The organism is Streptomyces sp. CA-106110 (genome assembly GCF_050936285.1).
GTDB lineage: Bacteria > Actinomycetota > Actinomycetes > Streptomycetales > Streptomycetaceae > Streptomyces.
In genome coordinates this window covers 7,008,100-7,030,723 of record NZ_JBNJNB010000001.1, presented here as the reverse complement: position 1 = coordinate 7,030,723, position 22,624 = coordinate 7,008,100, and the positions used below count along the sequence as shown (strand labels likewise).

15 protein-coding genes and 1 pseudogene are annotated in these 22,624 nt (G+C 68.3%); 4 read left to right on the top strand and 12 right to left on the bottom strand.

The window, feature by feature from the left end:
• Positions 1-425: 425 nt before the first annotated feature.
• The 5 genes and pseudogenes from ACQEXA_RS32405 to ACQEXA_RS32385 all read right to left on the bottom strand — a co-directional run bounded on the left by ACQEXA_RS32405 (position 426) and on the right by ACQEXA_RS32385 (position 6,670).
• Positions 426-1,166 carry a YcnI family copper-binding membrane protein gene (locus tag ACQEXA_RS32405; protein WP_432928871.1) on the bottom strand — a complete coding sequence of 247 codons (741 nt, stop codon included), beginning with the start codon at positions 1,164-1,166 and terminating at the stop codon, positions 426-428.
• Positions 1,167-1,206: 40 nt separating this feature from the next.
• Positions 1,207-1,449 carry a hypothetical protein gene (locus ACQEXA_RS32400; RefSeq protein WP_432928869.1) on the bottom strand — a complete coding sequence of 81 codons (243 nt, stop codon included), beginning with the start codon at positions 1,447-1,449 and terminating at the stop codon, positions 1,207-1,209.
• A 122-nt stretch (positions 1,450-1,571) separates the two neighbouring features.
• Positions 1,572-5,387 carry a S8 family serine peptidase gene (locus ACQEXA_RS32395; RefSeq protein ID WP_432928868.1) on the bottom strand — a complete coding sequence of 1,272 codons (3,816 nt, stop codon included), beginning with the start codon at positions 5,385-5,387 and terminating at the stop codon, positions 1,572-1,574.
• Positions 5,388-5,466: 79 nt separating this feature from the next.
• Positions 5,467-5,774, bottom strand: a pseudogene (locus ACQEXA_RS32390) (proprotein convertase P-domain-containing protein); the annotation flags it as partial.
• Positions 5,775-6,298: 524 nt separating this feature from the next.
• Positions 6,299-6,670, bottom strand: coding sequence for a hypothetical protein (locus ACQEXA_RS32385; protein WP_432928866.1), 372 nt, complete (start codon positions 6,668-6,670; stop codon positions 6,299-6,301).
• A gap of 346 nt (positions 6,671-7,016) precedes the next feature.
• Here ACQEXA_RS32385 and ACQEXA_RS32380 point away from each other — a divergent pair, with 346 nt between their 5' ends.
• Entirely contained in the window at positions 7,017-7,682 is a 666-nt protein-coding gene (locus tag ACQEXA_RS32380) for a TetR/AcrR family transcriptional regulator (RefSeq protein ID WP_432928865.1), read from the top strand.
• A 507-nt stretch (positions 7,683-8,189) separates the two neighbouring features.
• Here the strand turns inward: ACQEXA_RS32380 and ACQEXA_RS32375 are convergent.
• The 3 genes from ACQEXA_RS32375 to ACQEXA_RS32365 form a co-directional block, all read right to left on the bottom strand.
• Complete coding sequence (locus tag ACQEXA_RS32375) at positions 8,190-9,650, bottom strand: IS1380 family transposase (protein WP_432933577.1); 1,461 nt, start codon at positions 9,648-9,650, stop codon at positions 8,190-8,192.
• A 272-nt stretch (positions 9,651-9,922) separates the two neighbouring features.
• Entirely contained in the window at positions 9,923-10,942 is a 1,020-nt protein-coding gene (locus ACQEXA_RS32370; protein WP_432928863.1) for a cytochrome c oxidase assembly protein, read from the bottom strand.
• 120 nt (positions 10,943-11,062) lie between these two features.
• Positions 11,063-11,947, bottom strand: a complete 885-nt coding sequence (locus ACQEXA_RS32365; RefSeq protein WP_432928862.1) for an NRAMP family divalent metal transporter — start codon at positions 11,945-11,947, stop codon at positions 11,063-11,065.
• Between the two features lie 271 nt (positions 11,948-12,218).
• Between ACQEXA_RS32365 and ACQEXA_RS32360 the strand changes: the two genes are divergently transcribed.
• The 3 genes from ACQEXA_RS32360 (at position 12,219) to ACQEXA_RS32350 (ending at position 16,557) form a co-directional block, all read left to right on the top strand.
• A complete protein-coding gene (locus ACQEXA_RS32360; RefSeq protein WP_433131825.1) occupies positions 12,219-12,971 on the top strand; it encodes an LPXTG cell wall anchor domain-containing protein in 753 nt (250 codons plus the stop codon).
• A 629-nt stretch (positions 12,972-13,600) separates the two neighbouring features.
• Positions 13,601-14,950, top strand: coding sequence for an IS701 family transposase (locus ACQEXA_RS32355; RefSeq protein WP_432928858.1), 1,350 nt, complete (start codon positions 13,601-13,603; stop codon positions 14,948-14,950).
• A 137-nt stretch (positions 14,951-15,087) separates the two neighbouring features.
• Positions 15,088-16,557, top strand: a complete 1,470-nt coding sequence (locus ACQEXA_RS32350) for a transposase (protein ID WP_432928856.1) — start codon at positions 15,088-15,090, stop codon at positions 16,555-16,557.
• An 8-nt stretch (positions 16,558-16,565) separates the two neighbouring features.
• Here ACQEXA_RS32350 and ACQEXA_RS32345 read toward each other — a convergent pair whose 3' ends face one another.
• From ACQEXA_RS32345 to ltrA, 4 genes are all read right to left on the bottom strand, one after another.
• Complete coding sequence (locus tag ACQEXA_RS32345; protein ID WP_433131823.1) at positions 16,566-17,813, bottom strand: ISL3 family transposase; 1,248 nt, start codon at positions 17,811-17,813, stop codon at positions 16,566-16,568.
• Positions 17,814-18,295: 482 nt separating this feature from the next.
• Positions 18,296-18,829 carry a tyrosine-type recombinase/integrase gene (locus ACQEXA_RS32340; RefSeq protein ID WP_432928852.1) on the bottom strand — a complete coding sequence of 178 codons (534 nt, stop codon included), beginning with the start codon at positions 18,827-18,829 and terminating at the stop codon, positions 18,296-18,298.
• A gap of 153 nt (positions 18,830-18,982) precedes the next feature.
• Positions 18,983-20,809, bottom strand: a complete 1,827-nt coding sequence (locus ACQEXA_RS32335) for a reverse transcriptase domain-containing protein (protein ID WP_432928850.1) — start codon at positions 20,807-20,809, stop codon at positions 18,983-18,985.
• 467 nt (positions 20,810-21,276) lie between these two features.
• Positions 21,277-22,539 (bottom strand): group II intron reverse transcriptase/maturase, encoded by a 1,263-nt coding sequence (gene ltrA / locus ACQEXA_RS32330; protein WP_433131821.1) that lies wholly within the window; start codon positions 22,537-22,539, stop codon positions 21,277-21,279.
• Between the last annotated feature and the right edge of the window lie 85 nt (positions 22,540-22,624).

The window sequence follows — 22,624 nt, the reverse complement described above, 5'->3', positions numbered from 1 at the left end:
GATCCTCACTTTCAAAGCGCCGGCCCGAGCCTCTATGACCCCCGATGACCGATCCAGATACAGGATGAGGCGCGAGATGTCTGGAAAGGAGTCTTCTCTACAGTGCCCGCCGGGCTCGGCACGCCGAGCTTGGCGTGGGTGCCCTGCCCACGCGGTCGCGACTACGTCGGCCAGCCGGAGATCCGCCCGAGCATCCTGTGCGGACTGGTCCCTCACGTGTCGGCCCGTCAGTTTTCGGCAGTGCGCACCACACGCGGTGTGTTCCTTCCCGAGAGGTGATCGTCTTCTCACCCGGCACCCGCCGGATCCCGGCCGGCCCCGCTCAACCGCAAGGCTCACAGCGCGGGGATCAAAAGGTGCGCGCCCCGTCGACGACAGATGTCGCCGACGGGGCGCGTTCCCATACTCAGCCGAGAACCGGTGGATTACTCGGGCCGTGCCCCGGTGGCGCGGCCGCGCAGCATGGCGAACACCGCTGCGGCCAGGCCCAGCACACCCGCGACCAGACCAGCGATCCCGAGGTCGCGGGCGGTCGAGTCGCTGGTCGAGGCGGTCGGATTAGAGCTGTCGGAGCTCTTCGCGCTCGTAGATGAGGCGATCGAGGTGCTGCCGCCTTCCTCCGTGGCCTTGGCAGTGAGCTTGAGGACCGGCGCCGGATTCTCCGGCTCCTGGCCGCCCTGGGCCTCCTCGATCCAGCGGACGACTTTCCCGTCGGAGTACGTCTGCAGCGCCTTGAAGGTCAGCTGGTCGATGTCGTCGGGCAGCTGGCCGAAGGCGACGTTGAAGTCCTCGTACTGTCCGGGACCGACCTTGCCCCCGGTCCAGGTGATCTCGGATACGGCGTCGGTGATGGTGCCGTCGTCGGTCTTGATCGGCGTCTTGAGCTTGGTGTTGGTGACCTGCGCGGTCCAGCCGTCCTGCGGATGGACCAGCACACGGAGAACGGGATGGTCGGTGGGCAGGAAGACCTGGACCTTGGTGGTGCTGGCCTTGTCCTCCTCCTTCGGGACGCGGAAGGTCAGGACACCGTCCGTGGCGCCCTTGGCGTAGCTGTCGGGGTGGACGGTGACGTGCGCGGAGGCGACACCGGCCGCGGCTAGGAGCCCGGCGGCGGTCAGCGCGGTGACGGCGCCGGCGCGACGCAGGGTGGTGCGGTTCGGGGGCATGAGTGGATTGCTCTCCGTACTGGAAGAAGGGATGTCGGGGTCAGATCGCGGACGCCATCCCCCACGGCGGCCCCCGCCGATGCACGACGTACCGCAGCAGCGCCCCCCTCAGCGACACCGGCTCCCAGCCGACCCGGCGCACGAGCCCCGGCGTGTCCGGTACACCCCGCACCCTTCCGGCCACCTGCCACCAGGCAGCCAGCCCCGACACGAACGCGACCGCCCACCGCAGCAGCGACCACACCGCGGCCTTCCCGCGCCGCAGCCACCAGGTCAGCACCACGGCCGCCCCGACATGGGCGACGGTGGCGGTGCAGTTGCATGACGCGGCGGGTGCCAGGGCCCAAAGTCCCTGACACCCGCCGCGGTTCAGCCGGACCGGTCCACGTCACCGGTTACGGCGACTCATATGGTGCCGTGGTGCAGGTACGCGCGGTTCACGGTCTGCTGGACGCTGTTGCCGTCGGCGTCCGTCGCGGTCACCCGCAGCGTCACGTAGGCGTCGCCGTGCACGCCCGACGGCCGTCCGACGGTGGCGGTGAACTGCCCGTCACCGCTGCCGTCCCGCGTCGTGGACGCTGTGGTCCAGCTCTTCCCGTCGTCGTACGAGGCCTCGACCTTCAGCGTCACGCCGTTCGGCGCGGCCATGCCGTCCTGGTTGCGGACGGTCAGGCCGAGGGTGTGTGCGCGCGCCGGGCCGACCGCGTTCTGAGCGTCGACCGGTACGTTGTAGTCGAGCTGGAGCAGCGGCAGCAGAGTCTTGCTGGCCGCGGTGCCCGAGCGGAACGTCCAGGAGGTGTGCGTGTCGGTGCCGAAGTGCCAGTCGTCCGAGGTGCGGGCGGTCGTCAGGTCCAGCCGGTATTCGGCGTCGCCCGCGGGCACCTCGAAGTCGCCCCACGCGCCGTTGTCGGACGTGGCGATCTGTTCCCCGTTGCGGTACAGCACCGCTGTGTGCGTGTCGCCGACGCTGCCGAAGTCACCTGATCCCGCGAACGACCAGTGGCCGGTGCCGGAGTCGTTGAACTCCGGAACGTACATCGACAGGGTGTCGCCGTTGCGCACCGACGGCCAGGCCACACCGCGCGGGATCGACGGGCGGACCACCGCTCCGAACCACCGCTCCGTGGCCTGCTGGCCGGGCTGGTAGGTATGCGGGGCGGCGTCGTGCATGCCGGCACCCAACGCAATTTCGTCGTCGCCAATGACTTGGTGGCTGACGACGTGACGCCACAGCGTGTCCCCGCCGCTCACGTACTCGACGCGTTCCTGTCCCACCGGAACGAAGCGGGTACGGTCGTTCCATGAGTAGTCCTGGAACGGCCGCCACGCAAAACGCTGCTCGCTCGCCCAGGTCGAGGCACCGGTGCGGGTGTAGGTGCTGTGGACCTCCGCGGTGTCCCGCTCCGAGACGGTGTAGACCAGGTTCTCGGGGATGAAGCCCTTGGAGACCTGCATCAGGTCGTACAGATACGGGCTGCGCACCGTGCCGGAGAACTGCACCGTCGTGGTGCCCTTCTTCATGCGCTCCAGCAGGGCCGTTCCGTCCTTCCAGGAGGCCCGCATGGTGGGCAGGGGGAACCGCACCGGGTCCTGGTCCGGCCGCCACCCGGTCGGAGCGGAAACTCTCTCGGGCCGCACCAGCAGCAGCGCTTTGGCACCGGCGTCCGCCGCGGCCTGCGCGAGCGCAGTGATGTCGTAGCCGACGGAGGTGTCCTCCCGTACGACGGCCAGCTTGCCGCGCGCCCCGCTGAAGTCGGGTGCCTGCGTCGTGCCGGCGTCCACGGCGGTCAGGTGCGCGCCCTGGTCCCCGAAGACCGCCGAGGCCGGGTAGTAGTACGGGGTGAACTCCTGTGAGCTCCCGGAGACCTGCGCCTGCAGTTGCGGGGCCACCATCTGCGTGCGCGCGGAGAACTCGAAGTCGCCGTCGGTGACCGGAGCGGTGGGGTTGGCGTAGACCTTCAACGGATAGTTGTACACGGCGCCCTGGGTCAGGCTGCGACCGTCGATCTTACGACGGTACGTGGTGCTGAAAATGCCGCGCTGCTCTGCGGGGCGAGGCGTGCGAATCTGCACCGCGGTGAGCTCGGCGGCGTTCAGCGTCACCGTCATGTCCTTGGTGACCTTCACCTCGGGGACGGCGACCAGGCCGACATTCGGGTCGTTCCAGAAAAAGGTGCTGAGGTCGTACGTGCCGTCTTCCACGACGGCGGTCGCCGTGTCGCGGTCCGTGTACTCCACCCAGCCGTCGGCGCCCCAGATGGCCGGCAGCCGGCCCGGCACGATCTGGCCGGCGCGGTCGCGGTAGACCACGGTCAGCCGGTGCTGCGGGGCGTGCACCACGAGGGAGACGGTGGTGTGGGCGAGCACGGCGCCGTCGGCGGACTTCGCCGTGACGTATCCGTAGTACCGCCCGCGGACGGCGTGCGTCGCGTCGGTGCGCAGCGGTACCTCGGCCGTGGCGCCGGGGGCGATTTGCACGGTGCCGGAGTCGAGGGTGGCCACTCCGTCGGGGAGCGCCCGCCCGCCCTGGGTGGCCAGGTTGACGGCCAGGGAGAGGGTGATCGGGTGATCGCCGGTGTTGGTGTAGCGGATGGTGGCGCTCCGCCCGCCGGTGTCGCCGGTGTGGATCTGGGCGAGGGTGACGGATCCGGTGGCGATGACCGGGCCTATGGCCGCGGCCAGGTCGATGCGGCCGCCGCCTTGCCAGGTCACCGGGGTGCCGGGCACGGTGTGGGCGGTGCTGATCAGGGCGTCCTTGAGCTGCTGGGCGTCCCAGTCGGGGTGCTGCTGGGCGAGGAGCGCGGCGGCGCCGGCGACGTGCGGGGTGGCCATGGAGGTCCCGTCCAGCGCGACGTAGTTGGCGTCGACGGGGGCGCCCAGGGTGGTGCCGGCCGCGCGGGCGGCGACGATGCCAACCCCGGGTGCGGTCACGTCGGGCTTGACCGCCGCGTCGGCGCCCCGGCGCGGGCCGCGGCTGGAGAAGGGGGCGAGGGAGTCGTCGCGGTCGACGGCCCCGACGGTCAGCGCGGCGTCGGCCGCGCCCGGCGTGTTGATGGTGGACGGGCCCAACTGGCCGTCGTTGCCCGCCGCGACGACGAAGAGCGTGCCGGTGGAGGCGGTCAGGGAGTTGAGGGCCTGGCTCGTCGGGTCGGTGCCGTCGCCGAAGTCGCCCCCGAGGCTCATGTTGACGACCTTGGCGTGCTCGCCGGCCGCCCACTCCATGCCGTCGATGACGCCCGACTCGTCGCCGTAGCCGTCGTCGCCCAGCACCTTGCCGATCAGCAGGTCGGCCTTGGGCGCGACACCCCGGCGAGTGCCGCCGGAGGCGGCGCCGGTGCCGCCGACGATCGAGGCGACGTGCGTGCCGTGGCCGAAGTGGTCGACGGTGTTCCCACTGCCCGAGAAGTCCTTGGCCTCGGCGATGCGGCCGGCCAGGTCGGGGTGGCTGGCGTCGACACCGGTGTCCAGCACGGCCACCTTGACGCCCTGGCCCTCGAATCCGGCGTTCCAGGCGGTGGGGGCGTTGATCTGCTTAGTGCTGCGGTCCAGCATGGCCTTGACCTTGCCGTCCAGCGCGATCCGCGGGGTAACCGCGGCACGGGCGGCGTCCGACGTCCCGCCGGGGTTCAGCGTCTTCCAGAAGGCGCCCAGGTCGTGGTCGGCGACCCGCAGCGACCGCGCGTGGATGCTCTCCAGGTTGCGGGCGGGCGTCGCGGGCGTGTTGAGCGCCAGGAGCCGGTCGGCGGTGGCCGCGGCGGCCGTCGCCGCCTGCGCGGTGACCCTGGCCCCGGCCCGTGACGGCTCCGGCTGGGAGGAGACGATCAGCGGCAGTGCGGAGGTGTGGGCCTCGTCGTAGCCATCGGCGATCAGGGCCGTCACGTTAAACAGCCGCCGGTCCAGCGTGCCAGCGTTCACCAGCCCCGCGGCGTCGAACGGCAGCACGGTCAACTGCTTGTCGTCCCCCTCCAGCGTCTGGAAGGGGATCTGCTCGCGCCCGGGTCCGGGCTGCATCGACGCGGTGTGCCGCCCGCCGGGCAGCGTCGTCACGGTCACCTGGTCACCGGTCACCAGCCGCACGGTCGCGGAGCGAGCCCCCGGTACAGCGGCGGGACGAGTGGCGGTGCCGGTGGCTGCCGACTGCGCCGCGAAGGAGGCGGGCACGGCTCCGGTAACTAGTATCAATCCTGTGGATATCGCCGCCGTCAGGCGGATTCTAGACATCAGTAAGGCACCTCTCGTATGGCTGGTGGGTAGTCAGATGGTGGTCAGGAGCACTGATCCGGCTGGGATGGGGCGCCGGTCAGAAGGTGAGCTTCCAGCTGTTGATGTAGCCGCTGTCCAGGTGGTAGACGTCCTGGACCTTCAGCTTCCAAGTGCCGTTGGCGGCCTCGCTGGAGGCGTTGACGGTGTAGGTGGCGACCATGTTGGCGGCCGAGTCGAAGCCGTTGGACTTCTTCAGCCGGTACAGGCTGCCGTCCGGGGCCACCAGGTCGATGACCAGTCACCGCGGTAGATCTGGGCGATGTTGACGTCGACCTTCAGGGTGCGCGGCGCGTTACCGGCGCGACCGATGACGTTGATGTTGGAGTACACGGCGGCGTTGGCGTCGGCGTGCCGTCGTCCTGCAGACCGTCGACGACGGACTCCCAGGCGAGGACCGGTGCGCCGGGGGCTGCCCAGACCACCTTGCGGGAGCTGGTGACGGCCGGGTTGGTGGCGCCCTCGGCCCTGGCGCGGCCGATCGCGAAGGTCTTGGCCGAGGCGGCGGACCGGGTCGCGGTGGTGCTCGGCACGCTGATGGTCGCGTTGGTGGCCTTGTCGGCCGCTTTCGCGGCCCCGTCGGCGGCCGAGGTCGCCGCCGAGGACCGGGAGGCCCGCGAAGGTGCGCTCGTAGCGGGTGTGCACGGTGCCATCGGCGTCCTTGAGGACCGACTTGGGGATCAACTGCTCCTGGGCGCCGAGGTGCAGCGACCGGGCAGGGGCCGCTCGGCCGGCCCGGGCCGCCCCGAGGAGCTCCGCGCGCTGCGCGGACGACAGCTGGACAGGAAGCGCACCCGCTCGGGGCTGGACCCGGACGGCGCTGTGCGCGCTGCCGGACGTGGCGGCGACGGCGAGCACCGCGGCGCCGGCTACTACCGCACGAGGTCGGTGTTGTTGTCCCAGGAGGAGTACGCGCTTGGCTGCCAATCGCCAGCATAGAATGAGAAGGTATTGTAATCGTTACCAATCTTCACCATTTGGCCCGGGTAGAGGGGCCAGCTTCTGAGCGACGAGACCTTCCAGGCCATGTAGCTAGGGAGGTAATGGCCCTCCCCTATCCGCCATTCGTAGCAGTTGCCGTTGTAGTAGTCGTCGGTGAATACCTGCGCGTATCCCGCCATCCCATAGTGGTAGCAGTTTCCATACGCGCTAGCGCTGGGGGCGGTCGCGATGAGACCCCCGGTGGCCACCATGGTCGCCGCGGCAGCTATGCCGGCGGCCTTGAGTCGACTCTTCACCATCATTGGGAATTATCATTTCCTATCGGCGGAATGGAACTTTCCTGCCCTATTGCGCGCCCCGGCGATCAGGTGCCTGTGCCGACGACGCAGCGGGGTCGGGGGTTGTGTCGGCCATTCGACTGCGCGATCACTTTGCGGCTGTACGACGCGCCCGGCGCGCCGTCGGGGCGCGCTTGACAGTTGTCAGACTATCGGCAGTCTGACAACTGTCAAGCCCTGCGGAAGGGGTGTGCACCAGGCGCGACTCCACGGGGATGGCCAGCGCGGCCTGGGCTGATGCCTACGGGTAGACTGACCCGCTGCACCACAATGTGAGTGCCACCACTCGCGGAAGAAGGGAGGCGGGGTCGTGCCTTCCAGTCCTGAGGAGGCCCCAGGTCGGGAAGTTTTCCCGGGGAATGACGGGCGGGTCGCCCGCGACGATGCAGAAATCCTTCGCCGGGGTCTGATTACTTTTTCCGAACTCGGCTATCAGGCGACCTCTGTCCGGGAGTTGGCAAAGCGTCTCGAAGTCAGTCACAACTTCATAAATGACCGATACGGCTCGAAAGAGAATTTCTGGCGTGCGGTGATTGACTTCGCCGTGGAGGATCTCTGGGGGGATCTCTTCACTACCTTCGAGCAGACGGACGACGCCGAGGTGTTGCGAATCGTGATTACCCGGTTCCTTACCCTCGCTACGAGCCACCCTCATTTGGCTCGCATCGTTGCGGATGAGTCGGTTCATGATTCCGGTCGACTCGATTACCTGGCCGGGTATAGTCGTAAATTCTGGACCAAAGTGATGCCGGTCATCCAGCGGCTGATGAACAGCGGTCGCATGCCTCAAGTTCCGCCGCAAGTGGTCTTTGCGGCCATCCATGGGGCCGCCTTGGCTCTGACCCATCAGCCCTTGTACAACCGTCTGGGGCAACCAGTGTCGGAGACGGCCCAGGACATCAATCGCATGGCCGAAACGCTTGCGGTCCTGGTCATTGAGGGGTTGCTTCCGTCGAGCCGCCAGGACTTGCCGTAATGCCGTAACGGCCGGCTGCCCGCGAGACCTTTCGCGGCCACTGCGGTTCTCACCTCATGCCCCGGGCCCACCTGGTGGCCGCGCAGCGCCGGACGGCCCGCCACGCTACGGTCGCTCGCATTGCTTCGGAACGAAGAGCGGTCGTGCCACATCCGTGCCAGATAGGACGGGGGCTCACGGGGAATCGGGGTGGGTCGGGGTACGTGCTGCCGGACACCGCCAAGGTGAGGAAATCGCAGGTCACGACCGCAGTCACCTAACCTCGCTCCTAAAGCGGGTGTCGCAGGTTCGAATCCTGCCGGGGGCACCATAAAATTGCAGGTCAACGCACTAACCTCGATTGTTCTGCGGCGTGACGGCCTCGCCATGGGCGGCTGTCTGCCCGTTATGTCCCGTGCCGTGTCGGGGTGGGCCGTCGCATGACGCTGCGGGGGCGTCGGGTTCCACGGACCCGAGGGTGGTGCGGGTCTTCTCCTTCCTGGTCCTCGTCGGGGTGGTGACCAGCCGTCAGGGGGCGGCCGGGAGTTCGGTGGTGCGCTGCCAGGCGGTGGCGAACGCGGCCGCCCATGGCCAGGTGCGGTCGAGGTGGAGGGTGCGTCGGCGGGCATGGGCGGTGAGGCGGGCGGGCAGGTGGTACAGCTTCATCCGGATCGTCTCCGGCTCGGCACCGGCCAGCTCCGGCTCGTCATGCAGGAGGAGGAGTCGCATCCAGGCGTCGAGGTCTGCCGCGAGGGCGGCGGCCAGGATCCAGGCGGCGTTGAGCTGCCAGGACTTCGAGGGCAGCAGGGCGAGCCCGACCCGCTTGATTGCTTTCACGCGGTCCTCCACCTCAGCGTGATCGCGATACAAGGCATCGACGAACCACATCTGCCCGGAGGCTGGCACCCCGGAAAGCCCGTGGTGGGCGGGGATGTTGGTGGCGATGATCTGGTAGCGCCAGCCGGTGCGCTTCTCGAAGGCGGTCAGCTTCTTCGCATCCCGGCGCGAGGGTTTTACCCGGCGCACGATCAGCCGCATCCCCTCGGGCCAGCCGGTCAGGTCGCGCACCCCGGTCAGCTCGGCGACCTGGTAAGACAGCCACTCGCCGTCGGGGCCCTTGATCTCGTGCACCTGGCCGTCCTGCCGCAGCGCGCAAGTCCACACCTGCTCGGGCAGCAGCGCGATCGCCCGCTCGTCCGCGGTGTTGATCGCCCAGCCGGTCACCCAGCGCACGCGGCGCCGGCTGGTGGTCAGCGCCTGCAGGTGCTCGAGGAGGGCGTGACTGAAGGCCGCACCGTCGATCCGGATCAGCAGCTTCGACCATATGGGCAGCGGTAGCTGGCGCAGAGCTGCGGCCAGGACGCTCTTGTGGTCGGCGACGTCGTTGGCGGCGGCGTTGCCACACCGCAGTAGCATCGCCGCGCACTCGCGGGTATTGGCCACCCACGCCCCCAGCGGATGATGCCCATAGCTGCCTTTGAACGTGCCGGCCGCCCCCTCCTTTCGGCTGCTGCAGGTCACGATGGTCGCGTCGAGATCCAGGACGTACCAGCCGGCCAGCTCCCGCCCGCACACCGAGATCCAGGGAAAGCCCCCGGGGCGCAGGGCGAGCATCGTCCACACCACGCGTCGTATCGCAGCGCGGACGCGCTCAACCCGCGCCGCCGCCGGGCCGTCGATCGCCTCCAGGGCGCGGCGCAGGGTGCTGTCTGAGATCGGGCGCGGGAACAATCGCCGCCAGTGGTGCTGGAGTTGTTCGGCCTCCAGGACGTTGGTGGCGCCGAGCATGATCGCGCAGGCGAGCATGACCAGGGCCTCGCCGCGGTCACGCCAGCCCGGCCCGGTTCCCTGGGGCAGGGCTCGGGCCAGGGCCGTGGTCAGTCCGGTCTTGTCAGCGATCCTGCGCAGGAGCACGACGCCGGCGTGCCCCACGAGGTTGCGGTCGTCGGCCCGCACGCCGAGCCGGTGGTCCCAGCGGGTACTCTTCACCTTCCGGGTGCCTCTTCCTCGCGACGTTCTTGATCTAGGCAATCCAGATCATCGCAGGTGAGAGGCACCCTTCTGCTGTCAAGGCGTCAGTTCCACTTCATAGCTGAATACATGAGGCTAAAGGCCTTCCAGGGAACCACCTTGGAAGGCCTTTGGGTGCGGAATGGGAACGTCCTGGGAACATTGAACTGCACATCAGTCGCACTTCGGACATTCCTTAACGATCCGACGGAAAGCCCCCGTCTCTACGGCCAGACGAGCCTGGGTGCAGATCAGGCGTCCCCTTGCTGACGTCGGATCCTGGCGGCCACGTCGTTCTGTTCCGTCTCCCACCAGGGACGTACCCGTTCAAGGGCCGGTACCGGGGGGTGGTCCGCCGTGGGCGCGGGGACGACGACGGCGAGTTGGGCGTCCAGGCGGCGGTCCAGTGCCGCGGTCTGAGCCCGCTCAGCGCGCGCCCACTGGAACAGGATCGCCAGCAGGAAGGGCAGTGCGACGAGTTCGGCGATGCTGAGCATCGCGCCGCCGCCGAGCTGCTGGTCGTGCTGGACGTCCGGGGACCAGGTCGGCGCGTGGTGCAGGTACCAGGCACCCGCGATTAGCGTGCCGTGCGTCATGACGACAACGCCTGGGACCGCGTCGACGATGCCATCCAGGAACACCAGTCCTGCGCGCACCGGGTGCGTGCACCAGGCCGGCAGGGCCTCTTCGTCGGTCAGCACTGGTACGACGAACAGGCAGCCTGCCGCCAGCAGGTGCAGATACATGAGCTCGTGCAGCCATCCGACCCGCAGGGCGGTTTCGAAGTACGGCGTGAAGTACACCGTCAGCTCGGTGGCCAGCACCAGGGCCGTACTGACCAAGGGGAACGTCAGCAGCCGCACCAGGCGGCCGGCCATGGCCCGGCGAACCCGCCCGGCGGCGCCCTCCGGCAGCACCTCCACCGCCAGCCGCAGCGGGTCGCCCAAGGCGAGGCCCAGGGGTGTGACGAGGTCGAGGAGGATGTTCTGCACGGCGGCCGGCCAGAACAGCACGTGGTCGTAGACGGCCAGGGCGGACATCGTGGCCACGACCAGTCCGCCCAGGCCGAGCAGCACGAAGGCGGCGACACGGGCGGGCGGCCAGGGCGCGCCCCGGCGGCGGAGCCGCACGACGCCGCAGCCGTAGAGCGCGCCCAGGGCGACGACCAGTAGCAGCGCGGGGACGTCCAACTGCCACGTGGACAGCAGACGCCCTGTGGTCAGCTCGGGGAGCTGACTGGCCGACAGTTCGGTCACCGCGTGACCAGCCATGCAGATCGTCCTCCTTCGGCTCCGTGCAGAAGAGCCGGCTCGGGTCCCCAGCGGGACGCTAGTCCCCGGCGGCAGCGAGCCGGGCATGGAGGCGCCGCACGCCGGGGTGAAATCCCGGGATCAGGCGAGACCGAACCAGCCGAGGATCGTCTGGACGAGCAGGATGGTGGACATGGCGGCGACGCCGATGACCACGGCGGTGGCGGCGATGCGGTAGCGCGGGCCGTTGGCGGCCTGGCCGAGGACGGAGCGGCGGTTGGTCAGGACCAGCAGGTAGACCAGGACGATCGGGCTGATGAGGCCCTGAAGGACCTGGGTGCCGATCAGCAGCTGGATGACGTCGACCGGGGTCATGGCCACCGTGGCGCCCAGGATGATCTGGGCGGTGAACAGGCCCAGGAACAGCGGGGCGTCGCGGAAGCTGCGGGAGACGGAGCGTTCCACGCCCGCCGCCTCTCCTATGGCGTAGCTGGCGGAGAGGGGCACGACGGCGCCGGCCAGGGCGGAGGCACCGATCAGTCCGAGCGCGAAGAGCAGCTCGGCGTTCTGGCCTGCGACCGGCTTGAGGGCCTCGGCCGCCTGGGCGGCGGAGTCCAGCGGGCCACTGCCGCCGATGACGGAAGCGGTGGCGATGATGATCGTCAGGCTGATGACGCAGGCGAAGACCGCACCGAGGATGGCGTCGGCGCGGATGAGGGGGTAGTCGGCGGGCTTGGCGCCGCGGTCGACGACGCCTGCGGCGGCGTAGAACTGCATGTACGGGCTGACGGTCGTACCGATCAACGCGACCGCCAGCAGGATGAAGTCCTTGCTCGGCTCCATGTGCGGGACGACCAGGTGGTGGCCGACGGCGCCCCAGTCGGGGTGGCCGAGGATCATCGCGATCGGGTAGGCGAAGAACGCCAGCGACATGATCAGGAAGATGCGTTCGGCCCAGCAGTAGGAGCCGAACAGCACCAGCGCCCACAGCAGGATCGCGGCCGGCAGACGCGATGCCTGTTTCACGGACGCTCATGGACATCCCCGGACCAAGATCGGACAACTCGTAATGCGTGGTCCCGCGCGAAGGCGGCGGTCGACCACTCCACAGGAAGCCCAGGATGGCCGCCGCCACGACGACTGACAGGCCGCTGGCAGAAAATTCAAATTCCCGTACAACCGCCCCCACCCGTCAGGGATCTGATCACGTGAGTACTCCACGATCATTGGGCCCCGCGCCGACGACGTACCGCGAGGAACGACCGGCGCCGGCCCCTTTTCTCCACCTGGGGAACGCATGCGTATACGAGCCACTGTGGCCGCCGTCTCTGGCGCCCTGGCCCTCTCCGCCCTCGCCATGCCCGCCGCGCACGCCACCGCTCCCGGTGACAACGGGACGGTGAAGATCCACGACGCCAAGACAGGCGAAGAGTTGCGCCGCAACGAACCGCACGTCTGCACGTTCTACCTCGACGCCTTCGGCTTCGACGCGGTCCAGAAGGTCGACTGGCACATCGAGGCCTGGGCTCCGACCGCCGCCACCAAGGGTGAGACCGTGAAGTCCGGGGCCATCACCCTGGATGCCGAGGGCCACGGCCGTACGGGGGACCTGTCGCTGCCCGACGGGCACTACAAGCTGTTCTGGAACTTCGACGGCGAGAAGGGCGCCGCCAAGCAGAAGGTGTTCTGGACGGACTGCGAGGACTCCGAGGGCGGTGGTGGTGGTTCGACGCCGTCCGCCTCCGTGTCGTCTTCGTCGTCCGCGTCGCCCTCGTCGCCCTCGTCGCCCTCGTCGTCCGCGTCGCCCTCGTCGCCCTCGTCGTCCGCGTCGCCCTCGGGCTCTGCCGGTTCGACCGCCTCGCCGACCTCGTCCTCCGGTGCGGGCGGGGCGACGCCGTCGGCTTCCTCGTCCCCGTCCGCGCAGGGCGGCGGCAACCTCGCCGAGACCGGCAGCAGCGCTCCTGTGGGACTGCTGTCGGGCGCCGCGGCCGCGCTGGTGGCCGCAGGCGGTTACCTGGTGCTGCGGCGTCGTAGGGCCTCCCGGGGCTAAGAAGGGCGAGGGGGAGAAGCCGGCACACTAGCGGGCCCAGCTCACAGCGGAAGCCCGGGACGACGCCGGGCCGCAGACGTGGCCCTCGGGCGGGGCGACCACGAGTCACGTGTACCTGCAGGCCGACTCGCTGCGGTACAGCAGCGAAGTACATCAACGGGGTCCTGGGATTCACGCTTAGCGGATCCTGACGGCAGAAGATGACGGCAACAGAGCCGTACACATAGGGACCTTGGCGGCAGCAGGGGGACTGCCTTGAGCCCTTGGAGTAGCAACACGGCAGCGCGCTCGTAGCTATGAATGAACTCCTAAAGCGGGTGTCGCAGGTTCGAATCCTGCCGGAGGCACAACGCAAAGGGCCAGTTCAGAGGCTTGATCCTCTCGAACTGGCCCTTTCGCATGATCACGGGCGTGCCACTCGCGTGCCACAAAGTCCGCCAAAGCGGGTCTTCAAAGTTGAGCGGTGCAGAGGTGTCCGCGGGCTCGGCGGGTGGTGACGCAGCGTGTCCGTAGGCGTTGGTTGTCGGCGTTACGGACACGGCAGCTGTAAGTCTTGATCGTTGAGCTGTTCATGCAGGTCAGCGGGGCGGGTGCGGGGATGGGAACGGCCACCTCGATCATGGTCGATTGTGGAGTCGACGTATGACGTGGTGGCCGTGGAGGCCACGGTAGCCCGGCAGGAGTGGACGACGGCGTTCGGGGAGCTGATGGGGCAGCTCGCGGACTGCTTCCCGCGACGGGACTCGCGGCTGCTGGCGCGGGAGATGACGCAGGCGATGCTGATGGAGCTGGAGCGGCGCAACTGCTGGACGCTGTCTGAGGCGCTTGGTCACGACGGCCCGCACCGGCTGCAGCACTTCCTCTCCCGTGGCGCCTGGGACCATGATGCGGCCCGGGACAGGCTGGCCGCCTGGGCTTGTGGTCAACTCGCTGACGAGCAAGCAGTGTTGGTCCTGGACGAGACGGGGGACGCGAAGTCCTCGACCGACTGCGTTGGCGCGGCCCACCAGTACTCCGGCGCGCTGGGCGGGGTGGGCCTGTGCCAGGTCGCTGTCCACCTGACCTATGCCTCGCCCCGCGGACACGCGCTGGTCGACCGGGAGCTGTACCTGCCGGCGGGCTGGGCCGAGGACGAGGAGCGCCGGCTGCTGCGGCACGTGCCGGACGAGGTGTGCTTCGCCACCAAGCCCCAGCTGGCGATCACCATGCTGCACCGCGCCCGCGCCCTGGGCATCCGCGCGCGCTGGATCACCGGCGACGAAGTCTACGGCGGCCTCGAGCTGCGCCGCGCTGCCCGCGCTCTGGGCTTCGACTACGCCATGGCGGTCAAGACCGACCACCGCGCCACCACCGCCACCGGCCGCCATCCGGCGGCCGAGCTGGCCCGAAAGGTGCCCGGACGGGCGTGGATGCGGATGCGGACCGGGCACGGCCGCAAGGCAGACCGCCACTACGACTGGGCCCTGATCGACGTGCTCGCCGACGACGCCCTCGAGGGCTACGCGTCCGCCTCAGGGCACTCATTCCTCGTCGTGCGTCGCCACCGCTACACCCGCGAACTCTCCTTCTACCGCTGCCAGTCGGCCACCCCCGTCAGCCTCGCGCACCTTGTGGACATCATCTGCACCAGGTGGAGGATCGAGGAAAACTTCCAAGGGGCGAAGGACCACGCGGGGCTCGACCAGGGGCAGGTGACCTGCTGGAACTCGTGGATGCGCTGGAGCCTGATCAGCCTGCTGGCCGCGGCGGTCCTGGCCGTCACCCGCGCGCGTACACACACCGCCGACACCACCGGCGCCGAGCTCGTTCCCGCCAGCCCCCGCGAACTCCTCGCCGTCCTGCGGGCAACCGTCATCCCCACGCCCCGCCGCGACCTGACCCACGTGCTGCACTGGTCCGCCTGGCGACGCCGGCATCAGCACCGAGCCACCGCCTGCCACCGACAGTGGAACAACGTGGCCGCCACCGCGACCTGCTGACCTCACTATGAAGATCAAGACTTACAGCTGCCGTGACGGAACCCTTGCATTTTGAGTTCCCGGTCACTCCGGGTGATGCGGGCTGGTCGGGGGCGGGACGGATTCCGCGGTTCTTATGACAACAGGGCGGCCTTTGCATGATCGTGTCTTCTCGCCACGAGTTGACAGTCGATCAGGCAAAGGCCGTGATGCACACTCTTCCTTCTCCCACGCCCGGTGTCGATGCCCTGCATGAACTGGCCGCGTTTCGAAGTCAGTTGCGCTCCTGTTTGTACCGTCGGGGCGATGCGCTGTTCGAACTCGCCGATGCGATGCTGTGCACCGCTGGTCCGGTGCAGTCGCCGGTGGAGCTGTCGCTGGAGCCGGAGTTCCTCCGGCGGCACAGTTCGGTGTACGACGCGCTGCACCACGGAGGGGTCTCGGCCGACCGGCTGCGGCAGGCCCTGGTCCAGCGCCTGTCCCCGGCCCGGGCGGGCGAGCCGCTGATGTTCGCCATCGACACCACCCCGCTGGCCCGTCCCGACGCGCGCTTCGCCGACCAGCGGACCATGGTGATGGTCCGCACCAAGGGGCCGGACATGTTCCTGCCCGGCTGGGACTACAGCATCCTGGTCGGCATCGGCTGGGGCGCCACCTCCTGGGTGCAGCCGCTGGAGGCGCGGCGGGTGCGCCCCACCGAGCAAGCCGGCGAGGTCGCCCTGCGGCAGATCCGCACCCTGCTGGCAGACCTGCAGGCCACCCGCCGCTGGCAGCTGGGCGACCCGCCCCCGTTGATCCTGCTGGACGCCGGCTACCGGGGCGCGGAACTGGCCACCGAGCTGGACTGCCTGCCCGTCCAGCTCCTGGTGCGACTGCGCGGCAACCGGCGCTTCCACTTCGACCCGCCGCCAAGGCTGCCCGGCACCAACGGGCGCCCCCAGCGGCACGGCGCGGAGTTCTCCTGCGCCCGCCCCGACACCCGCCCGGCCCCCGACAGCGAAGTCAGCCTTGACAGCGACCGGTACGGGAAGGTGACCATCCGCGCCTGGCACAACCTGCACCAGCAGCTGACCCGCCGCTCCAGTTGGTGGAGCGACTGGCCCGAGGACGAGTCCCTACCCATCGTGCGCGGCACCGTCCTGCAGGTGCAGGTCGAGCGGCTGCCGCACGGCGGCGGCACGGAGAAGGACTTGTGGCTGTGGCACCTTGGCCCCCAGCCCGCCGACCCCGTTCTGATGTGGATGGCGTACATGCGCCGCTTCGACCAGGAACACTTCCACCGGTTCGTCAAGGGCCACCTCGGCCTGGGCGCCGCGCGCCTGGACGCAGCCGAAGCCGTCGACCGGTGGATAGCGCTCGTCCTGGCCGCATACGCGCAGCTGTATCTCGCCCGGGACCTCGTCGACGATCTCCGCCGCCCCTGGCAGGCCCGTCCGCCCGTCGACGCCACCTTGAGCCCCTACCGGGTCCGGTTGGGGTTTCGCCGCCTCCGCGCGAAACTGCCCGCGATCACCAGGGCGCCGAAACCCCGGCCCGCAGGGCCCGGCCGCCCCAAAGGCTCACGGAACAGGCCGAAACTTCCCCGCCCTACCTACAGACCCCCGACCAGCCCGCATCACCCGGAGTGACCGGGAACTCAAAATGCAAGGAACCCGAAGGCGTTGCGGGCGACGAGCTTGATCACGCGGTTGATCCCTTCGCTTTTGGCGTTGTGGTGGCCGGTGTCGATGAAGGCGGCGATCTCGGGCCACCAGCGGTCGACGGTGGCGGCGAGCTTGGTGACCTCGGGGATGTCGCTGTTTGCGCACCAGGTCAGGAACTTCCATCTGGCATGGCCGATTTGTTCGCGGACGGCGCTGGTGCGGGCCAGCGCGAGCAGGGTGCGCAGGCTCTCCTTGGCGATCCACGCGGTCAGCAGTCGCTGTCCGATCGATCCTTGGTCCAGGAGCGGGTTCCACATCCGTTCGAACTGCTCGTGGGTGAGGTCCTCGCGGTTGCGCAGGAGGCGGTTGCGGGCCTTCCACTCCGGGTCGGTGGCGCGTCCGCGTCGGCCCCGGATCTCGGCGGTGGTGCGGCGCCGGACGGTGGAGAGCATCTTGTTGGCGAGCTGGACGACGTGGAAGTGGTCGACCACGACGATGGCGTCGGGCAGGCCGGTGCGGATCGCGGCGCGGTAGGTGGCCGACATGTCGATGGCGACGTGGCGGATGTTCTTGCGCCAGGTCAGCGGTGTGGTGGACAGCCAGGCCAGGACGTCGGCGACGGCGCGGCCCTCGACCTGGCCAAGCAGCCCGCCGTGGCCCAGCGCGTCGACAAACCCGGTGTGCCACCGGTCCCGGGTCAGATGCCACTTGCCGCTTTCGGGGTCCTGCTCCCACTTCGTCTTGCCCCGCCGGGTCTCGTCGATGCCCAGCACCGTCACCTTGGGCAGCGGGGCATCGACGACCTCGCGCGCCGATATACGGAAGGCGCGCATCACCGTCGGCCAGGACAGATGCAGGTCGCGGGCAGCCTGGATGACCGTGGAGCCGGCATCGCGCACCCGGCGCCCAGCCGCCTGGCGCAGCCGGGCGGTGATCCACGCTCCGGCCGGTATCTGGGCAATGCTCTCGGTGAACGACTTCCTCGGGCACTCCGGCTCGCGGCACCACCAGCGGCGCTTGTGCCAGAAGAACTCCAACCTCCGCTCTCCGTAGGGGATGTCACACGGCCGGGTCACCGCCGGCCCCTTCACCCGGGAGGCGATGACCCCGCAGGAGGGGCAGGCCCGCGCCGCCTCGTCCGCCGTGGTCAGGTGCACCCGACGCGTCCCGTCGGCCAGTGACTCGACCCGCACGACGGACACCCCGTCGAGACCCAGCAGCAACGTCGTATCGTTGACCAAGCCCGTGGCTCCCCAATGATTCTTCTGCGTAGAGAACAGAAATGATCAACCAGGACCACGGGCGTCCTGCGTCCGGGGGCCAGTCCCGCCACGCATATCACCCACCGTGACGAACAGTCAGCGTCCCTGATGAGACGCACCGCTCAAGTTCGAAGACCCGCCAAAGCGCCAGGCGGCCTGAGTCGGAGCCACTGCGGCGGAATGCCGGCCAGCTGTTGACGTAGGTCCCACGTGAGAGGCCGAGACTTCGGCCGATTCCAGTGAACACCATGATCGAGCCAGCTTCGGCGCAGCTGACGCACCTGTTCTACCTTCTCGTCGCCGTATCCCGACTCCGTTCCGCAACAGTCGCAGATGCCGGGAGCGAGCAGGCGAACTCATCGAAGCGCACCTCGCCCGCGTCCAGTCCGCAGACCCGGCACAAAGTCTCGGCCCCGAACTCCATGGCTTCAGGCTACCGATGCCAGCAAATGCAACGACCTCTAAGTGTCCACATCACCCCGCTCTGTGCGGATCATCGAGCCGAGCCGATCGGCGATCTCGCGGTCGCGACCGTTGACCATGTGCTGATAGATCAACGTGGCGCGGGGCGTGCTGTGGCCCATCCTGGTCATCAGCTCACGCAGGCTCGCACCGGACGCGGCGAGGGTGTTCCCCGTGTGCCGAAGATCGTGGAAGTGCACGTCTGCCGTGATGCCCGCGTTCTTCCTGGCTTTGATCCAGTCGTCCCGGAAGTTGCTCCGGCGGAGCCGGCCGCCCTGGGAACCGAGAAAGACGTGACCGTCACGACCGGACCCGGCGTAGGCATCGAGGTGCCGCTTCATGTCCGGCAGGAGTTCGGTCGGGAAGGCCACCGGCCGGACACCGGCATCCGACTTCGGAGCCTTGTCGAAGAGAGCTCCCGTCTGCATCTCTGCCTGCGAGCGCTGGACCATGAGAACGGCGTTCTCAGTGTCGACGTCCCGCCGACGGAGCGATGCCAGCTCAGGACCTGTGGATCGGTGCTCGGGTGCCACGCGAAGGCGTACCTTCCCGAGTGATCGATTGATGGTCACCGAGTAGGCCAGCGTTCGCAGCGCCGGTTGGGAAGGGTGAAGTAGGCCGCCAGCGAGGTGCCTGTGACCAGGCCCTTTTCCGACGGCCCCTTCCCGAACCGGGCGTGCGGCTTGTCACCGCACCCGGCTCTCCAGTGCCGCAGTCCGCGGTTGCTGTCGGGTAGGCCGTCCGGCGTGGATGGCGTGGTGACAGCTGCGGCAGACGATCAGGGTCTTGCGGCGGCGGCTGGCCATCCGCTCGGCCCATGCGGGCTTCGGGGCCCGTCCCTTCTTCTGGAGGTCCTTCAGGTGTCGGACATGGTGGACCTCGACGTCCTGCTGCGACCCGCAGAGCTCGCAGGTCTCGGCGAGGAGTCGTTGCACCAGTTCGGACCGTTGGTTGCTCCAGACCTTCGGGGGTTGATCGTCAAGGGCCCGGACCATGGTCCTGCGGGCCAGGGAGATCCCTCCCCATTGGGCCACCAGCGGTTTCTTCCCGTCGTCCCGTTCGATGACGACCTGAAGTCCCGCGCGGGGACCTCGGTCGGTGGCGAGGACGGCACGGTAGCGCTTGTAGACCTCGGGGACGCTGATGCGGAACTTGTGCGCGAGCGTCTTGGTCAGCGAGCGCTGCATGACGTACTTCAACCATTCGAACGAGTGCCGGTTGACTGCCAGCTGGTAGTAGTTCACGACGCCCCGGTACTCCGCCTGGTACTGGGCGATGATCGAGAAGTCACTGTCGGTCATGCGCTCGGTCCGGTGGATCGGTTTGCCGCGTTGCAGGTAGGGCCTGGCCTTGTCTCGCGCGACATGCACAGGCACTTTGAGCCCGATCTGCGCGTTGATGCTGCGCCAGCCGTGCTGGGAGTGCTTGTTGTCGGCGTGGTAGACCGTGATCTCGTAGCCGAGGAACCGCGCGGGACGAGTCCGCCCGTGGGTGATCAAGGTCTTGCTCGGGGAGAGTTCCAGCTTCAGTTCGTCGCGCAGGAACTTGCCGATGTCGGCCTTCATCTCCTCGGCCTCCCGCTTGGGACCGGTGAACCCCAGTAGCCAGTCGTCGGCGTAGCGGCAGTAGCGAAGCCGCCGGAACCCCGGGTCGAGCGGGTCGCGCGAGGGTAGGCGCTGCATCTGTTGCCACAGCGCCTTTGCCTGGTCGCGGTTCCCGATCTTCTCCTGGTGGCGGGCGGCGTCACGTAACCGCATGTAGGGCCGGTTGAACCGGCGCTGGGTTCCACGGTTGTGGGCGGGCAGCAGGTTCGACTCACAGTACTTGTCAAGCCGGTCCAGGTAGATATTGGACATGACGGGTGAGACCACGCCGCCTTGCGGACAGCCGCTGAGCGTTGTGTGGTAGCGCCAGTCTTCCAAGTACCCGGCCTGGAGCAGTCCGTCGATCAGACGCAGGAACCGGTTGTCGCGGATCTTCTCAGCCAGGATCGACCTCATGATCGAGTGGTCGAGCGATCCGAAACAGTCGGTGATGTCGCCTTCGATGAACCACGTGGTGCCCCGCCAACCGGGGCTGATGCTCTGCAGGGCGGTGTGACAGCCCCGTCCGGGCCGGAACCCGTGGGAGCGATCGGAGAACTGCGGCTCGTAGTACGCCTCCAGCAGGAGCCGGATCACTTCTTGCAGCAGTTTGTCCGACCATGTCGGCAGCCCGAGCGGGCGCTTCTTCTTCGGCTGTCCCTTCTTCTCGATGTAGACGCGCCGCACGGGGGTCCAGCGGTAGCGCTCCTGCCGGAGAGCCTCGGTGATCGCCTGGATCTTGCTCAGGCGCATCCCGTCCGCTGTCTCCTTCGTGCTGCCGGGCGTCATCGCACCGGCATTGCGGTAGATCCGCCCGTAGGCCAGCAGGTACAACTCCGGGTTGAACAAGTGCCGGTAGAGACGTTCCAGAGGCAGCCCCCTTCGGCCGCGTTCGCGAATGATCCCCAGTACGGCTTCGGCGCTCTGCATTTCGCATACCTCGCCAACGTGAGCGATCAGCTGACACCTGGGTCCCTTCGCCCTGCGGACGGCTTTCCCGTCCTCCCCGGCCGGCCGTGAATCCGGCGACTACTACGGACCCTCCGTCGCCGTAGGACTCTCGTCCCGTAGGCGATCCCGCATTCCCCTTGCGCTGGACGTATCGAGTGCGACGTAGGCGGCCCGGTCCGTCCCCTTGGGCGGGCTCACTGCCCGCTGTCCGCCGACCGGAAGGATTGGGGCCAGGCGCCTCGAAAGCCTTGTTACCGGCGGCTCCGACATCAGGCGTCGTGTCGGAGAATGACCACTTGCATCTCTGGAGACTTGGGCTTCAAGCAGTTTGGCCTTCGCCATATCGCACGGGTCTTGCACGCCGAGTAGCCGAGGGGATTCTCACCCCTCGGCCCTCACAGATCCGTACGTGACGATCTCTCGTCATACGGCTCTTGTCGCTCTGGTCACCAGACGCGGGGAGCATGGGTGGTCCAGGCCCAGTGGGCGAAGAACCGAGGTCGTCGTGAGACGGCCTGGTTCCACGCCATTTGGGCTTTCTTCCTGCCCCGCAGCCGTTTGAACTTCTTGCGCATCCACCGCATCACGTAGGCATTGACGCGTTCCAGGAGGGGATACAGGGCCGACTGGTAGAAGGCCCCGTAGTACGCCATCCATCCCCGAATGATCGGGTTGATGAACCGTGCGAGGTCTGCTTCGGTCAGGCTGGTGCGGTGGTGCAGCCGCCAGGACCGCACCTCGGAACTGATACGGCGCAGGGCCTCCCCGCTGACGGCGGGGAGGAACGACCGGAACATCCGGCCGTCCTTGCGCACCGCGGAGCGTGTGCGGAAGGTGAACCCCAGGAAGGTGAACTCGGTCTGCTCGTACGAGGCACGCCGGTTGGCATCCTGGCAGTACACGATCCGGGTTTTCTCCGGGTGCAGTTCAAGCCCCACCTCGGTCATCCGCTTCTCGATCGCCTTGAGCACGAAGCGTGCCTGGCGTTCGCTGACGCAGTGGACCACCGCGTCGTCCACGTAGCGTTCGAACCCGATGGCGGGGAAGCTCCGCGCCATCCAGGAATCGAAGGCGTAGTGGAGGAAGAGGTTGGCGAGGACAGGCGAAACCGAAGAGCCCTGGGGCGTCCCCCGGTCCCGCTCGCGCCGTGTCCCGTCGGGCAGTTGCAGCGGTGCGGCCAGCCAGCGCCGCACGTACAACAGGACCCAGGACTGGGACGGATCAGTGTGGGCAGCGACCGCCTTGAGGACCAGATCCCACGGAACGCTGTCGAAGAACGCGCGGATGTCCAGGTCGATGACCCAGTCCGCCTTCCAGCAGCGCTCCCGGCACCGGCCCACAGCGTCGATCGCCGACCGCCCGGGACGATAGCCGTATGAGTCCGGGTGGAAGACCGGTTCGGCCTTCGCCTCCAGCACCCCGGCAACCACCGTCTGAGCGATACGATCCCCGATCGTGGGCACGCCCAGAATCCGGACGCCCCCTTTCTTCGGGATCTCCACCGCACGCACCGGGGGTGGGAAATAGGTGCCGGAGGAGAGACGGTTCCAGATCCGGTACAGATTGTTCTTCAGATCCTTCTCGAACTCTTCCATCGACACCGCATCCACACCCGCAGCGCCCTTGTTCGACCTGACTTTCTCGTACGCCTCCCAGACGGACTGCTTCGAAATATCAAATGGCTTGCCTGATGCTTTCAACTCGTTCACGCGACTCCTCCCGGGAAACACCCGGTTGATCGAATAAACATAGTCACGAACGACCCGGCCCCTTCGCTCCGCCCCCATTACAGGG

What these genes read in the sequence shown, in the direction of transcription:
- ACQEXA_RS32350 (WP_432928856.1), top strand. Translation starts at nt 15,088, where the DNA reads ATGATCGTGTCTTCTCGCCACGAGTTGACAGTCGATCAGGCAAAGGCC.
- ACQEXA_RS32385 (WP_432928866.1), bottom strand. Translation starts at nt 6,670, where the DNA reads ATGATGGTGAAGAGTCGACTCAAGGCCGCCGGCATAGCTGCCGCGGCG.
- ACQEXA_RS32360 (WP_433131825.1), top strand. Translation starts at nt 12,219, where the DNA reads ATGCGTATACGAGCCACTGTGGCCGCCGTCTCTGGCGCCCTGGCCCTC.
- ACQEXA_RS32395 (WP_432928868.1), bottom strand. Translation starts at nt 5,387, where the DNA reads ATGTCTAGAATCCGCCTGACGGCGGCGATATCCACAGGATTGATACTA.
- ACQEXA_RS32370 (WP_432928863.1), bottom strand. Translation starts at nt 10,942, where the DNA reads ATGGCTGGTCACGCGGTGACCGAACTGTCGGCCAGTCAGCTCCCCGAG.
- ACQEXA_RS32335 (WP_432928850.1), bottom strand. Translation starts at nt 20,809, where the DNA reads ATGCAGAGCGCCGAAGCCGTACTGGGGATCATTCGCGAACGCGGCCGA.
- ACQEXA_RS32405 (WP_432928871.1), bottom strand. Translation starts at nt 1,166, where the DNA reads ATGCCCCCGAACCGCACCACCCTGCGTCGCGCCGGCGCCGTCACCGCG.